At 68.8% G+C, this 14,725-nt stretch carries 14 protein-coding genes; 12 read left to right on the forward strand and 2 right to left on the reverse strand.

Features of this window, described 5'->3' with window-relative positions; all coding sequences use genetic code 11:
- Positions 1-10: 10 nt before the first annotated feature.
- The 11 genes from gspG to ACXU4B_RS10555 all read left to right on the forward strand — a co-directional run bounded on the left by gspG (position 11) and on the right by ACXU4B_RS10555 (position 12,131).
- A complete protein-coding gene (gene gspG, locus ACXU4B_RS10505) occupies positions 11-436 on the forward strand; it encodes a type II secretion system major pseudopilin GspG (protein WP_131412751.1) in 426 nt (141 codons plus the stop codon).
- Positions 436-954 carry a GspH/FimT family pseudopilin gene (locus ACXU4B_RS10510; RefSeq protein WP_458910873.1) on the forward strand — a complete coding sequence of 173 codons (519 nt, stop codon included), beginning with the start codon at positions 436-438 and terminating at the stop codon, positions 952-954. Before gspG ends, ACXU4B_RS10510 begins: the two co-directional genes overlap by 1 nt.
- On the forward strand, positions 951-1,346 hold the full coding sequence (locus ACXU4B_RS10515; protein ID WP_131412749.1) for a type IV pilus modification PilV family protein: 396 nt from the start codon (positions 951-953) through the stop codon (positions 1,344-1,346). Before ACXU4B_RS10510 ends, ACXU4B_RS10515 begins: the two co-directional genes overlap by 4 nt.
- Positions 1,343-2,020: a prepilin-type N-terminal cleavage/methylation domain-containing protein gene (locus ACXU4B_RS10520; RefSeq protein ID WP_131412747.1), complete on the forward strand. Its 678-nt coding sequence runs from the start codon at positions 1,343-1,345 to the stop codon at positions 2,018-2,020. Before ACXU4B_RS10515 ends, ACXU4B_RS10520 begins: the two co-directional genes overlap by 4 nt.
- On the forward strand, positions 2,017-2,889 hold the full coding sequence (locus ACXU4B_RS10525; RefSeq protein ID WP_131412745.1) for a type II secretion system minor pseudopilin: 873 nt from the start codon (positions 2,017-2,019) through the stop codon (positions 2,887-2,889). Before ACXU4B_RS10520 ends, ACXU4B_RS10525 begins: the two co-directional genes overlap by 4 nt.
- On the forward strand, positions 2,886-4,049 hold the full coding sequence (locus tag ACXU4B_RS10530; protein ID WP_131412743.1) for a PilN domain-containing protein: 1,164 nt from the start codon (positions 2,886-2,888) through the stop codon (positions 4,047-4,049). The genes ACXU4B_RS10525 and ACXU4B_RS10530 overlap by 4 nt, the downstream gene beginning before the upstream one ends.
- Entirely contained in the window at positions 4,046-4,672 is a 627-nt protein-coding gene (gene gspM / locus ACXU4B_RS10535; protein WP_131412741.1) for a type II secretion system protein GspM, read from the forward strand. The genes ACXU4B_RS10530 and gspM overlap by 4 nt, the downstream gene beginning before the upstream one ends.
- Entirely contained in the window at positions 4,669-5,379 is a 711-nt protein-coding gene (locus tag ACXU4B_RS10540; protein ID WP_131412739.1) for a general secretion pathway protein GspN, read from the forward strand. Before gspM ends, ACXU4B_RS10540 begins: the two co-directional genes overlap by 4 nt.
- Before the next feature lie 3 nt (positions 5,380-5,382).
- Positions 5,383-7,728: a type II secretion system secretin GspD gene (gene gspD / locus ACXU4B_RS10545; protein ID WP_131412737.1), complete on the forward strand. Its 2,346-nt coding sequence runs from the start codon at positions 5,383-5,385 to the stop codon at positions 7,726-7,728.
- Positions 7,729-8,414: 686 nt separating this feature from the next.
- Positions 8,415-11,033 carry an ATP-dependent helicase HrpB gene (gene hrpB / locus ACXU4B_RS10550; protein WP_131412735.1) on the forward strand — a complete coding sequence of 873 codons (2,619 nt, stop codon included), beginning with the start codon at positions 8,415-8,417 and terminating at the stop codon, positions 11,031-11,033.
- Between the two features lie 402 nt (positions 11,034-11,435).
- On the forward strand, positions 11,436-12,131 hold the full coding sequence (locus tag ACXU4B_RS10555) for a DUF4386 domain-containing protein (protein ID WP_131412733.1): 696 nt from the start codon (positions 11,436-11,438) through the stop codon (positions 12,129-12,131).
- 30 nt (positions 12,132-12,161) lie between these two features.
- Here the strand turns inward: ACXU4B_RS10555 and ACXU4B_RS10560 are convergent, their stop codons facing one another.
- On the reverse strand, positions 12,162-12,806 hold the full coding sequence (locus ACXU4B_RS10560; protein WP_131412731.1) for a glutathione S-transferase N-terminal domain-containing protein: 645 nt from the start codon (positions 12,804-12,806) through the stop codon (positions 12,162-12,164).
- A 148-nt stretch (positions 12,807-12,954) separates the two neighbouring features.
- Complete coding sequence (locus ACXU4B_RS10565; RefSeq protein WP_131412729.1) at positions 12,955-13,863, reverse strand: LysR family transcriptional regulator; 909 nt, start codon at positions 13,861-13,863, stop codon at positions 12,955-12,957.
- A 192-nt stretch (positions 13,864-14,055) separates the two neighbouring features.
- Here ACXU4B_RS10565 and ACXU4B_RS10570 point away from each other — a divergent pair, with 192 nt between their 5' ends.
- Positions 14,056-14,721, forward strand: coding sequence for a DsbA family protein (locus ACXU4B_RS10570; RefSeq protein ID WP_131412727.1), 666 nt, complete (start codon positions 14,056-14,058; stop codon positions 14,719-14,721).
- The last annotated feature ends 4 nt before the right edge of the window (positions 14,722-14,725 follow it).

A 14,725-nucleotide genomic window follows, 5' to 3' on the forward strand; every position in this document is an offset into this window, starting at 1 on the left:
AGGTACCACCATGCGAGCAAGTCCCATCCGCCGCCGACGCGCCACCCGCGGTTTCACCCTGCTGGAAATGCTGGCGGTGATCGTGCTGATCGGCATCATCGGCGCCGTTGTCGTCACCCAGGTCGGCAAGAACGTCGACAAGGGCAAGTACGGGGCGGGCAAGGCCCAGCTCACCACGCTGAGCCAGAAGGTGGAGAACTACGCGCTGGACAACGGTGCACCGCCGCAGCAGCTGCAGGACCTGCTGGTGAAGCCGGCCGGCGCGCGCAACTGGCAGGGACCGTACGCGAAGGAGTCGGAGCTGCACGATCCGTGGGGCCATGACTTTGGCTACAAGTACCCGGGCGACCATGGCAGCTTCGACCTGGTCTTCTACGGCCAGGACGGCAAGCCCGGCGGTGAAGGCTACAGCGCCGACGTGGGCAACTGGCAGTAATGAAGGCGCCTGGCGACATGGGGCATGGCGAAGCGCGCGGCGGAATCGCGCGGCGCCGTGCCGTGTCGCGCCCGGTGCATGGATTCACCTTGCTGGAGATGCTCGCGGTGATCCTGCTCATCGGCATTGCGGCCGCGGCCGTGGCCGTCTCGGTGACGCAGGGGCTGGCCAGCGCGCGGGTGCGTGCGGCCAGCGGCGAACTGGCGGCAGCGCTGCGAGCCACGCGTACGCAGGCCATCGTGCACGAAGACGAACGCAGCTTTGACGTCGACACGCGCGCCAACACGTATCGCGCCAGCGGCGGCGAGCCGGTGCGGCTGCCCGCGGGCATGCGCATCGGCATCACCAGCGCGAAGGAAGACCAGGTCAACGTCACCACGGGTCGCATCCGCTTCTTTGCCGATGGCAGTTCCACCGGCGGCCACATCACCCTGCAGCGCGAGCGCCGGCAGTGGCGCGTCAACGTGTCGTGGCTCACCGGCGCGGTGAGCGTGGCCGACGCGGGTGCGCAGCCATGAGGCAGCGGGGCTTCAGCCTGCTCGAAGTGATCGCCGCGATCCTGCTGCTGGCGATCACCTTTGCCGCGCTGATGAAGGTGGCCGGCGGCTCCATCGCGCTCACCCGCAATGCCGACGACCACAGCCAGGCCGCGATGTGGGCGCGCAGCATGCTCGACACGGCCGGCATCGCCACGCCCTTGCAGCCCGGCAGCAGCGACGGGCGCTTCGACCGGCACTACCGCTGGCACCTGGTGGTGACGCCGTGGAGCCCGGGGCAGGTGGCCGCCAATGCGCCGCTGCAGATGGTGAAGCTCGACCTGGACGTGTTCTGGGGTGGCGTGCCGCGCGAGCATTCGGCGCATTTCAGCACGCTGCGCGCGCTCAACACGCCCGCGGGGCAGAACCCATGAGCCGCGCACGCCGGCCAGCGCGCGGCTTCACCTTGCTGGAAGTGCTCGGCGCGCTGGCGCTGCTGTCCCTGCTGTTGCTGGGCGTGTATTCGGGCGTGCGCACGGCGACCCACGCGGTGCGTTCGGGCGAGGCGGCGATCAGTCGCCTCGACGAGACGCGCTCGGCGCAGCAATTCCTGCGGCGCGAACTTGCCCAGGCGCGGGCAGTGCCGATCGCGCACACCGACAACAGCGAGCCGATCTATTTCACCGGCGACGCGCACGAGCTGCGCTTTGTCGCCGCCTTGCCCGGCTATATGGGCCGGCTCGGTCCGCAACTGCAGCAGTTGCAGCTGGTGCCCAACGGCAAGGGTGGTTCTCGCCTGGAAGCGCGCTTTGCGCAGATGCCACCCGATGGCAGCGCGCCGCGTCCGCTGGGCGAGCCCGAGGTGCTGGTGGACGATATCCGCGACGGCAGCTTCAGCTATCGCACGGCCGACACGCCGCAAGCGGCCGGCGACTGGCGCGCGCAATGGAACGACAGCCGCACGATGCCGCGCATCGTGCGCATCGTGCTCACGCTCGACGGTGGCGGATCGTGGCCGCAACTGGATGTGCCGGTAAGGGTCGATCCTTCGGCGACCCAGGGCCCCGCCGACCTGCTGCAGGGCCTGCAGCGACGGAGCACCCGATGAAGCGCACGCCTGCCTCGCCGGCCCGGCCGCAGCGCGGCGTCGCCCTGTTGGTGGTGCTGTGGGCGTGCACCCTGCTGGCCATCCTGCTGGGCGGCTACGCCATGCTGGCGCGCACCGAAGGCCTGCAGGCGCGCTACCAGTTCGCGCAGACGCAGGCGCATTACGCGGCCGAAGCCGGGGTCGTGCGGGCCATTTATGGACTGCAGGATCCGCAGCCGCAGCAGCACTGGGTGGCCGACGGACGCAGCTACCCCTTCGATTTCGACGGCGTCCGGGTCAGCATCAGCGTCATCGACGAGGCGGGCAAGGTAGACCTCAACGCCGCCACCCCCGAGGTGCTGCAGAACCTGTTCCGCGCCGCCGGCATGCCCGACGCCAAGGCGCTGGCGCTGGCGAAGAACGTGGCTGACTGGCGCAGCTTCGCCACCACGACGCCCGGCGTCGGCATCGACCCCGCCTACGCGCTGGCAGGCCGCGATTACGGCCCCCGGCATGGGCCATTCGCCACCATCGAGGAGCTGCAGATGGTACTGGGCATGGATCCGGCGGTGTACCGGGTGGTGGCCTCCCAGGTCACCCTGTGGTCGGGCCGGCCAAGCCCGGACCCGGCCACCGCGCCGCCGCTGGCGCTGGCGGCCATCCCCGGCATGACCCCGCAGCAGGCGCAGGCGCTGTCCGCCGCGCGGCAGGCGTCGCAGCCCGTACCGGGTATGGTGGCACCCCAGGGCGTAACGCATAGTATTCGTTCAGAAGCTACGCTGGCCGACGGGACGCGCGCTGTACTGCGCGCCACGGTGCGCTTGCAGGGACTGCGTCCCGGCGCACCGCCGTATGCCGTGTTGCGTTGGCAAGAGGGTGACGGGGAATGAGTTCTGCAACGCAACCGCTGCAGCTGCAGCTGGACCGCGCCCGCCGCGCGTGGCGCGGGTCGCCGCTGCCGCGCTTCCTGGCGTGGTGGGCCGGCGAACTGCTGGCGTTGCTGCCGACCCGCTGGCGCACGCTGTTCGGCGGCAGCTCGGCCTGGCACCTGCTGGCGCGTGCCGGCGACGACTGGGTGCTGCGGCGTGCCGGCAGCACCGACCTGCTGGCGCGCTGGCACGGCCAGCTCGACGCGACGGACCAGCAGGCCGCCCTCGCGCAGGCGGTGCGCGGCGTCGATGCGGAAGACTTGCGCGTGGCGCTGTGCCTGTCGCCGGCCGACGTGTTGCGTGCGCGCCTGCTGCTCCCGCTGGCCGCGCGCGACAACCTGCAGCAGGTCGGCGCCTTCGAGATGGACCGCCAGACGCCGTTCCACGTCGAGCAGGTGCGTTACGACGTGCGCGAGTTGCCGGCCACGGCGCCGGCGGGCCGATTCGCCGCGGAACTGGTGGTGGTGCCGCGCAGCACCCTCGATCCGCTGCTGGGCCAGCTGACGGCTTCTGGCCTGCAGGTCGATGCGGTGGACGTGGCCGTCGGCGCCGACCGCCTCGGCGCCAACCTGTTGCCCGTCGACCTCGTTCCGCGTCGCCGGCATCCGCGCCAGCGTCTCAACCTGGTGCTGGCGGCCAGCGCACTCGCGCTGCTGGTGCTGGCGCTGCTGCAGTTCCTGCACAACCGTGAAAGTGCGCTCGAGCAGATGCGCAGCGAAGTCGAGGCCATGCACGCCGATGCGCAGCAGGTCGCCACGCTGCGCCAGCAGTTGCAGGACAACGCCGGCGCGGCGGGCTTCCTCGCCGAGCGCAAGCGGCACACCGTGCCCGCGCTGGCCGTGCTGCAGGACATCAGCCAGCGCCTGCCCGCCACGGCATGGCTTGAGCGCCTGAGCATCGACAACAGCGGCCAGGTCGGATTCCAGGGACAAAGCCCGCAGGCGGCGCGCCTGGTCGATGCGCTGAAGGGTTCGCCGGTGATCACCGACGCCAATTTCCAGGGCACCATCCAGGTCGATCCGTCCACCGGCAAGGAACGTTTCTACATGGTGGCGCAGCTGCGCAAGATCACCGACGCCAGGCCGAAGGCCGCGACGGCCCCGGCGGGAGGCGCGCCATGAAGCTGGCCACGCTCAAGCCGCGCGAAAGCCGCATCGCCGCTATCGTGTTGCTGCTGGTGGTGCTGGTGGTCGGCTACTTCGTGCTGTTGCACTGGTGGTTCGTGGCGCCGCTGCGAAGCATTCATGCGGAGATGGACGACCTGCGCGACACGCATGCGCGGTTTGCGTCCGCCATCGCGGAGAAGCCGCGACTGCAGCAGCGCATCGCCGCCATGGGCGCGGGGCAGGTGGCCAGTCATGCATTCCTGCCCGAGGATGATCCGAACGCGGCCGCGGCCGGGCTGATGCAGCGCGTGGTCGATGCCGTGGCAGCGCATCCGCAAGGTGGCAGCTGCGACGTGACGCAGAAGATGCCGGTGCCCAATCCGCCGGCCGCGCCCGACGAGCCATATCGCAAGGTGGCCGTGAGCATCAGCCTGCGCTGCGAAGTGCAGCCGCTGGCCGAAACCCTGCACGACCTGGAGCAGGGTGCGCCCTATCTGTTCGTGGACGACCTGAGCATCTACCGCAATCCGGTGGCGGCGATGCAGCAGGCCGCGGCGCCGCTGGAAGTGCAGTTCACCCTGTCCGGCTATGTGCGCCAGCCACGCAGCACCGGCGATGCGCAGGGAGGTGCGCCATGAACGCGGCCGCCCAAAGGCGCCTGACGCCTGTGCTTGGCGGCGCGGCCGTGCTGTGTGGCGTGCTGCTGCTGTTGTTCCTGGCCGGGTTGGGACGTGGCGTGCATTGGGGCGAGCCACGGCCGATGGCGCCGCTGCCCGAAATTCACGACAAGGGCCTGCCGGCACCATTGCCGCTGTCGCAGTTCAGCGCCGTGTGGCAGCAGCCGTTGTTCAGTCCCGACCGCAAGCAGAGCCTCCACGCAGCCAGCGGCGGTGCCAGCCTGGGCGACATGCAGCTCACCGGCATCATCCTCACGCCGTCGTTGCACATGGCCTTGCTGCACGACAAGAGCGGCGCCAACGAAGTGCGCGTGCACGAGGGCGATGCGCTGCCCGATGGCAGCTGGCGACTCGCCGAACTGAAGCCGCGTTCGGCCGTGTTCGAATCGGCCAGCGGCCGCACCGAGCTCGAGCTGCCCGCCGGCGCCCCCATCGACATGCCCGCTGGCAGCGCCTCGGCGCAAGCGCCAGCCCAGGCCGCCGCAGGCCAGGTGCTGCCGCCGGGCGCGGTCCGCATGCTGGGCGGCCCGGTGCCGGCCACCGGCCAGCCGGCGGCGTCGCCGACGGCCACGAATGACACGCAGGCGGATCGCCTCCGCCTGCTGAAAGAAGCCATACAGAAGCGCCGCGTCCAGCAGCAGGCTGCGTCCCCCGAAGGAGCACACTGATTTATGTCCACCCAGCGCACGTCGCGGATCAGCCGCATCGGTACGCTCACCCTGGCCCTCTGGCTTGCCGGATGCCAGACCCTGCCGCAGCCGAGCGACAACGGCGAGCTTCAGCGGGAGGCCATGGCCGGCACGGAGAAGCCCGCCCCGACGCCACAGCCACTCAACCGCAACGTCGGCACCGAACAGGAGCCCGTGGTGCGTCCGCAGATCAGCAGCGGCACCGGCCAGTTCGTGCACGCCACCGGGCTGGCGCAGCCACGCAAGGCGGCGACGGGCGACGGCGCAGTCACCTTCAATTTTGAAAACCAGCCCGTGCAGGCGGTGGTCAAGGCGATCCTCGGCGACCTGCTCAAGCAGAACTACACCATCGTGCCGGGCGTGCAGGGCAATGTGTCGTTCTCGACCTCCGAGCCGGTGGACAGCAGCCAGGCGCTGCCGATCCTCGAGACCCTGCTCGCCTGGACCGGCAATGCGCTGGTGCAGCGCGACGGCCGCTACATCGTGATGCCGGCGAAGGACGCGGTGGCCGGCAACCTGGTGCCCAGCCTGGGTGCCGTGGCGCCGCAGGCCGGCCTGCAGGCGCGCCTGTTTCCGCTGCGCTACATCTCCGCCAGCGAGATGCAGAAGCTGATCAAGCCGTTCGCGCGACCCGACTCGGTGTTGCTGATCGATCCGTCGCGCAACCTGATCGTGCTGTCCGGCACGCCGCAGGAGCTGGCCAATTACCAGCGCACCGTGCAGACCTTCGACGTCGACTGGCTGCGCGGCATGTCGGTGGGCGTGTTCAGCCTGCAGCACGCCGGCGTGACCGAATTGATGCCGCAGCTCGATCAGATCTTCGGACCCAAGAGCGACTCGCCGCTGTCGGGCATGCTGCGCTTCATTCCCATCGAGCGCACCAACGCGCTGGTGGTGATCAGCACGCAGCCCAACTACCTGCGCGAAGTGGGCGAGTGGATCGCCAAGATCGATCGCGGCGGCGGCAACGAGCCGGAACTGTTCGTCTATGACGTGCGCAACATCAAGGCGTCCGACCTGGCGCAGTACCTCGCACAGATCTATACCAACGGCGCCGGCAACGGCGACAACAGCGGCAAGGTAGGGCCGGGCCTTACCGCCGGCTCGCTCGGCCTGGCCGGCAACGGCAACGGCAGCGGCATGGGCAGCACCGCTGGCAGCTTCGGCAGCAGCACGACCGGCGGCTTTGGCGGCGGCAACGGCACGCAGGGCAGCGCCGGCCTCAACAACAGCGCCGGCCTGAGCATGAGCGGCCAGGGCCAGCCCGGCGGCATCGGCACCTCGAGCTACGGCGGCGGCGCCTTCGGCAACGGCAACGCGAACAACGGTGCGCAGCCGGGCAAGCAATACACGTCCGACGACGGCAGCATCCGCATCAGCTCGGTGGACTCGAACAATCAGCTGCTGATCCGTGCGCGACCGTCGCAGTGGGCCGAAGTCGAGTCGGCCATCAAGCGGCTGGACAACACGCCGCTGCAGGTGCAGATCGAGACGCGCATTCTTGAAGTCAATCTCACCGGCCAGTTCCAGTTTGGCGTGCAGTGGTACCTGGAAGGCCTCGCCGGCGGCACCAACAACGGCAATGGCACCTTCACCCCGGGCGATCCGAACAACCAGCACCAGGGCGCCCTGGGCCAGGGCGGCAACCAGTACAACCCGGGCACCAGCACGTCGCCTGGCGACGGCCTGTTCTATTCGTTCGTCAATCACAACCTGCAGGTCGCCTTGCGCGCGCTGGAAATCAGCGGCAACACCAAGACCTTGTCGGCGCCGTCGATGGTGGTGATGAACAACCAGATGGCGCAGATCCAGGTCGGCGACCAGATCCCGATCAACCAGACCAGCGTGAATCCCGGCGTGGGCACGGCGGTCTACAACTCGGTCAACTACCTCAACACCGGCGTGATCCTCAGCGTGCAGCCGCGCGTGAATCCCGGCGGCCTGGTGTACATGAACATCAGCCAGCAGGTGAGCCAGGTAGACCCGACCATCGCATCGGTCAACGGCAATCCGACCATCAGCCAGCGCCAGCTCGCCACCCAGGTGGCGGTGCAGAGTGGGCAGACGGTCCTGCTGGGCGGCCTGATCCAGCAACAGGAAGGCGCCACCGACACCGGTATTCCCGGCCTCAACAGCATCCCTTTCCTCGGCCGCCTTTTCGGCACCACCAGCCGCAACCGCAACCGCACCGAGCTGATCGTGCTGATCACGCCACGCGTGGTCGGCAGCAGCGACGAGGCCCGGCAGGTCACCGAGGAGTACCAGCGCAAGTTTGAATCGCTGGCGCCGCTGAGGGCGGAAGGGACGAATGGGGCGGCGCATCCGTAAGGGGGTTCTTTCTCCCTCTTCCTTTTTGATGAGAGGGTGGATGCTCGCGGGACGGTTTCTACTCGTCGTTCCTGCGAAAGCAGGAACCCAGTGACTTGGCTGTCTGGTTGTCGCGCTTCCGTGTTCGGGCCGCTTGCGCAGCGGGCGTTTCGACCTCCTGCCGGAGGCCGAGTCACTTTTCTCTTGCTGGCCCAAGAGAAAAGTAACCCAAAGAGAATGGCCTTAAAGGCTGGCAGCGCGATGTGGGATACAAGCGCTGGAGACTGGAGCAAGGCGCACTTCGGTGCGTGCTACCTCATGGATGGCGGCTACACCGCGAGGCGCCAAAGAGGAGAGGGCTTAAGGCACGCTGCACTGAGGAAACCCTTCTCCCCTCGGGAGAAGGTGCCGGCAGGCGGAAGAGGGTTCGGTCGGAGCGCGAGCTTGAAACGCTGCGCAAGCCCCGCACCCTCACCCCAACCCCTCTCTCCCACAGGGACTACCTTCGGGTCGCCGAGGGGAGAGGGGCTAAGTCAGCGCTCGTCCAAGGAGCCCTTCTCCCCTCGGGAGAAGGTGCCGGCAGGCGGACGAGGGTTCGGTCGGAGCGCGAGCTTGAAACGCTGCGCAAGCCCCGTACCCTCACCCCAACCCCTCTCCCGGGGGGAGAGGGGCTAAGTGCGGCGGCGCCACGCATCTATCATGCCCCGATGAACTCGCCCGCTACCTTCCCCATCACGTCACTGCTGCCGGAGATCTGCGCCTCGCTCGCTGCGCATGCGCGGCTCGTGCTGGAAGCGCCGCCCGGTGCCGGCAAGACCACGCAGGTACCGCTGGCGCTGCTCAGCCAGCCCTGGCTCGCCGGGCAGAAGATCCTGATGCTGGAACCTCGCCGCATCGCTGCGCGCGCTGCCGCGCAGTTCATGTCGATGCAGCTCGGCGAAGAAGTGGGCAGGACGGTCGGTTATCGCATCCGTTTCGAAGCGAAGACCAGCGCGGCCACGCGCATCGAAGTGGTGACCGAAGGCATCCTGACCCGGCTCATCCAGGACGATCCCGAGCTTGCCGGCATCGGCGTCATCCTGTTCGACGAATTCCACGAGCGGCATCTTGCCGGCGATCTCGGCGCCGCGTTCGCGCTCGACGTACAGGGCACCCTGCGGCCCGACCTGCGCATCGTGGTGATGTCCGCCACGCTCGATGGCGAACGCATCGCGAAGTGGCTTGACGCGCCGCGCATCAGCAGCCCCGGGCGAAGTTTTCCGGTGCGCGTCGAATATCCGCCGGCGCGGGTGCAGGAAGGCACCGAACATCACGTGGCGCGGGTCGCCCGCCAGGCCTTGCAGGAAAACGATGGCGACGTCCTCGCCTTCCTGCCGGGACGCCGGGAGATTGCACGCACGCAGGCGATCCTCGAAGACGCCCTCAGCCACTCGCCGCTCGCTGCGGGTGATGGAGCAAGGGTACGGGCAGAGCGGGGCGCATCGGCACGGCCGAACCCTCACCCCCAGGCCCTCTCCCGCGGGGAGAGGGGAGAGGTGGAAGTCGTGGCGCTGCATGGCGAACTTTCGCTGGCCGAGCAGCAGGCCGCGCTCAGTCCTGCCGAGCCAGGTACGCGCCGCATCGTGCTCGCTACCAACGTGGCCGAATCCAGCGTCACCTTGCCGGGCATCCGTGCGGTGGTCGACAGTGGCCTCGCCCGCGAACCGCGCTTCGATCCCAACTCCGGCTTCACCCGACTGGAAACCGTGAACATCTCGCAGGCCTCGGCGGACCAGCGTGCCGGTCGCGCGGGGCGCGTCGCCGAAGGCACGGCGTATCGACTGTGGCCGCAGAGCAAGCGGCTCGATGCGTCGCGCACGGCGGAAATCGCGCAGGCGGAACTGTCCGGCCTCGCGCTCGAACTGGCGGCGTGGGGCATCACCGCCGGTGGCGGCAGCGACCTGCCGTGGCTGGATCCGCCGCCCGTCGGCGCGCTGGCGCAGGCGCGCGAACTGCTGGTGCAACTGGGTGCGCTCGATGCGGCAGGTCGCATGACCAGCCTGGGTCGCGCCATGCTCGAACTCGGCGCGGCGCCCCGGCTCGGCGCGGCCGCGTGGCGCGCCGAGCCGGAACTTCGTGCCCTGGTGGCCGATCTGCTCGCCCTGATGGAGGCGCGCTCGCCGCTGCGCGGCGAGCAGGCGCGCAGCGACGACTTTCGCGCCCGGGTCACGGCGCTGCACGCCTGGCGCGACCGGCGCACGGCAGGCGCGCGCGGCGGAGCCGATACCGGCGCGCTGGCGGCCATCGAGCAGGCCAGCAAGGGCTGGCGTCGTCGGCTCGACGTGCGTTCGGCGGCCAGTGGCGTGCCGGACAGCCACGCCGTGGGCGACCTGTTGCTGCACGCGTTTCCCGATCGCGTGGCGCGACGCGACGACGGCAACCCGTTGCGCTACACGCTCGCCAATGGTCGCGGCGCGCGCCTGCATGAGAACACCGCCCTGCATGGCGAGCCGTGGCTGGTGGCGCTGGACCTTCGCTTCGAGGCCCGCGACAGCCTGATCCTGGCCGCGGCGCCGGTGGACCTGCGCGTACTCGAGCGCGACTACCCGGCGCAGTTCCGCAGCGAGCGCGTGCTGCGCTGGAACGACGAACGTAACGCGGTCGAAGCGTTCGAGGAGCATCGCTTTGCCGCCATCGTGCTCGATCGGCGTAGCGTGCCGGTGACGCCGGAAGACGCCTTGCCTGCGCTGCTCGCCGCCGTGCGTGCGAAGGGCATCGACGCCCTGCCATGGAGCGAACACGCACGCCGCCTGCGCTCACGCATGCAGGCGCTGCGTGCATGGATGCCGGAGCTGGGCCTGCCCGACGTATCGGACACCGCCCTGCTCGGCACGCTGGAAGCGTGGCTGGGGCCGTACCTCAACGGCAAGCGTCGCCTCGATGCGCTCAGTGCGGAGGAACTCTCGCAGGCGCTGGGCGCCTTGTTCGACTACGAGCAGCGTCGGCAACTCGATGCACAGGTACCCGAAAGCCTCGCCGTGCCCAGCGGCATGCAGCGGCGACTGGAATACGCCGAAGGCGAGCCGCCCGTGCTCGCGGTGAAGCTGCAGGAACTGTTCGGTCTTGCCGACACGCCGCGCGTGGCCAACGGACGCATTCCCGTGACCCTGCACCTGCTGTCGCCGGCCGGGCGCCCGATCCAGGTCACGCAGGATCTCAAGGGCTTCTGGGAGCGCACCTATCCCGAGGTGAAGAAGGAACTGAAGGGCCGCTACCCGCGCCATCCCTGGCCGGACGACCCATGGACGGCCGCACCCACACACCGCGCCAAGCCGCGCGGTACCTGAGGCCACCACCCGTGCCAGCGCGTGCGCCGCTGGTTCAGAGCGCATCCACCGGAATGGACGTACTCACCAGGGCCATGGTGATGGCGATGGCAATGGCAGCCCAGAGATATCCCAGACGAGCAGCTTTCATCGTCTCCTCCGACATTCAGGCGGGCGATCGCAAACATCCCGCTTTGCGACCTTACCGGTGGCGACGTGAAGAACGCGCCTTCCGGCGGATGCCCGGCCCGTTTCGCGCCATGGCCGCCGGCTTTCCGCCGCGGGCGCTGCCGGCGCGGCCCTGCGCGGCCCATGCGGGCGCAGGCTTTGGCATCATGCGCAAGGCGTCGAGGGACGGCAAACCCGGCGCAGCGCATGGATCGCGGTCCGGATACGCAACGATCTCCCATGAGGGCAGCGCGCATGAACCCGACCAGCAGGAACGCGAGAATCGCCGGACTCATCTATCTGTTGTTGACGATCTTCGGCCCCGTCCGCCTCATCTATATCCCCGACACGCTGTTCGTGCATGGCGATGCGGAGGCGACCTCGGCCAATATCGCGGCCCACGAGATGCTGTTTCGCCTCGGCATCGCCAGCGACCTGGCCTGCGCGGTGATCCTGATCTTCCTGGTGCTCGCGCTGTACCGGCTGTTCCGGGGCGTTCACGACAGCATGGCGATCCTGATGGTGATCGTCGGCGGCGTGATGCCTGCCACGCTCTATTTCGTCAACGTGGTGAACGATGGCGCGGCGCTGATGCTGGTGAAGGGCGCCGAATTCCTGTCCGTCTTCGACAGCCACCAGCGCCATGCGCTGGCCATGTTGTTCCTGCGCCTGCATGGCCAGCAGGTCGTGGCCGCCGAAGTCCTCTGGGGGCTGTGGCTGTTTCCCCTCGCGATCCTCGTGCTCCGTTGCGGATTCCTGCCCCGCTTCCTGGGCGTCTGGCTGATCCTCAACGGCGTCGCCTATATCGTGCTGAGCATCGCCGGCACCTTGTTCCCGCCTTACGACGATGTCATCGGCAAATACACCTTCCCGGTGCAGTTCGGCGAAGTGGCCTTCATGCTGTGGATCCTGATCATGGGCGCGAAGCCGCGGACCGCGGCTCCCGCATGATGCAGTCGATGCCGCTCATGGCAGCCGGCTTCAGGTGCCGGCGCTGGCGTCGTCCTGCAGCACGTTCATGCCCTTGATGACGGCCGGGCGCTGGGCGAGCTCGCTCATCCAGCGGTCCATCGAGGGGCGGCTCGCGCGGGCATCGCCGAGCAGGGTCGGATTGCCGGCCATCACCGCGACCACCCACGGATAGATCGCGATGTCGGCAATGCTGTAATCGTCGCTGCCCACGTACTTCGAATGCGCCAGGCGCTGCTCCAGCACGTCGAGCAGGCGCCTGGATTCGGTCAGGTACCGGTTCACCGCCAGCGGAATCCGCTCGGCCGCGCGATTGGCGAAAAATCCCAGCTGCCCGAACATCGGTCCCACGCCGCCGATCTGCCAATGCAGCCACTGCAGGGTGGTGTAGCGCGGCGCGCCGCCAGTGGGCAGCAGCTGTCCGGTCTTCTCGGCCAGGTACTGCAGGATGGCGCCGCTCTCGAACAGCGTCACGCCGGTGTCCCGATCGACGATGGCCGGTATCTTGCTGTTCGGCGAGATGGCCACGAAGCCGGGCAGGAACTGCTCGTCGCGACCGATGTCCACCGGGTGCGCCACGTAGTCCAGCTGCAGTTCCTCGAGCGCGATGGCTGGCTTGCGGCCGTTGGGCGTCTTCCAGGTATAGAGATCGATCATGGCGTCCTCGACGAATGGTTGGCTGTGGCGCGAGCGGATGGTACGCGTCGCCCTGCCACGCACCCATCCCTGGCGGCGCACTTCACTTGATACCTCGCGTAACAAGTGGTCCGGCGCGCGCACCGCGCGAGACGGCCGGGCAGCGGGGTCAGGCGACCCTCTGCACCAGGAAGTCGATGAAGCTGCGCACGCGCAGCGGTACGTGGCGGCTGTGCGGGTACAGCAGGCTGTACGGCCGCGAGCGGCCACCGAAGGCCTGCAGCACCGCCACCAGGCGGCCTTCGCGCAGGTCGTCTTCCACGATGAAACGGTAGGTCTGGAACAGGCCGGCGCCGTGGCGCGCCAGCGTGACGCCGCCGAGCACGTCCTCCGACAGCACGTAGCCGCCGTCGCCGGCCAGCTCGATGTCCTTGCCCTGGTCCCGGAACAGCCACGGAATGCGGCGACCGCTGCTGGGCAGGTCGAACTGGATGCACTCGTGCTGGTCCAGTTGCTCCAGCGTCGTCGGCGTGCCCCGTCGGGCCAGGTAGGCGGGCGTGGCCACCACGACCAGCTCGGCGTCTTCGAGATGGCGAACGATCAGTCCGGAATCGGCCGGGGCGCGCACGCGGATGGCCAGGTCGAACCCTTCGTCGGAGAAATCCACGTTGCGGTTGCTCACGTGGATGTCCAGCCGCACCTCGGGATGGAGCTCGTGAAACGCCGGCAGCAAGGGCAGCAGCCGGTAGTGGGCATAGGTGGTCGGCACGCTGATGCGCAGCGTACCGACGGGCCGAAGCTGTTGGCCGGTGGCCATCCGCTCGGCTTCGATCAGCTGCGCCAGTGCCTGCCGGCATTGCTCGAAGTACTCGCGGCCAACGTCGGTGAGGCGGATCTGCCGCGTGGTGCGGACGAACAGGCGCACGCCCATGCGCTCTTCCAGGCGCGCCACCGAACGGCTGACCGCGGCGGGCGTGACGCCGGCCGCCGCGGCGGCGGCGGTGAAGCTGCCGAGTTCGGCGGCCAGGCAGAACAGCTCGATGCTTCCCAGCTGCAGGTCATCAAACTGGCGACGCATGATTCGTTACGCCACGTATCAAATGAAATGCATTGAAGCATATTTATCGGGTCGGAACGCGAGCCTAGAGTGCGTCGCAAGTCAAGCCGATGGGCAACGCGGGCGGTGACGTCGTCATCAGCCGCAGGGCGGCATCATCCGGGCGGGGCGCAGGCCATCACCGTTATCGAGACTCTCTCCGAGGTACTAAGCATGAAACTTGTCCTGGTCGCCGACCCCATGTGTTCCTGGTGCTACGGGTTCGGCAAAGAAGTCACCGAGCTGCAGCAGGCGGCCCCCGGGCTTGAGCTGCGCGTGGTGGTGGGCGGACTTCGTCCCGGCGAGACGGCGGTCATGCCCCGGCACCAGCGCCTGGCCCGTCTGGAGCACTGGTCCCGCGTCGAGGCGGCGAGCGGCCTGCCGTTCAATCGCGAGGCCTTCCTCGCCAATGACAACCTGGTTTACGACACGGAGCCGGCGTGCCGCGCCGTGGTCACGGCACGCCGACTGGCGCCCGCCATCGACCAGCTGGCGGTGCTGCGCAGCATCCAGCGCGCCTTCTACGTCGACGGACGCGACATCACCAAGGGCGACGTGCTGGCCGATGTCGCCGCAGCGGCCATGGCCGGGCTTGGGTTTGCGATGACGCCGGCGGCGTTCCTGGCGGCGTGGCAATCCGCCGACGCCGTGGCGGAAACCCGCGACGACTTCCTGCAGGCACGGCGCTGGGGCGTCTCCAGCTTCCCTTCCTTGCTGCTCGAGGACGGGGACAAGCTCTACAGCGTGGCGCCCGGCTATATCGATGCGACGCAACTGATGTCGCGCGTGCGTACCGTGGCCGGATCGAGCGCCATGGCGGCGGCGCGGGCGGAGGCCTGATGCC

The sequence above is a fragment of the Dyella soli genome (genome assembly GCF_054482295.1).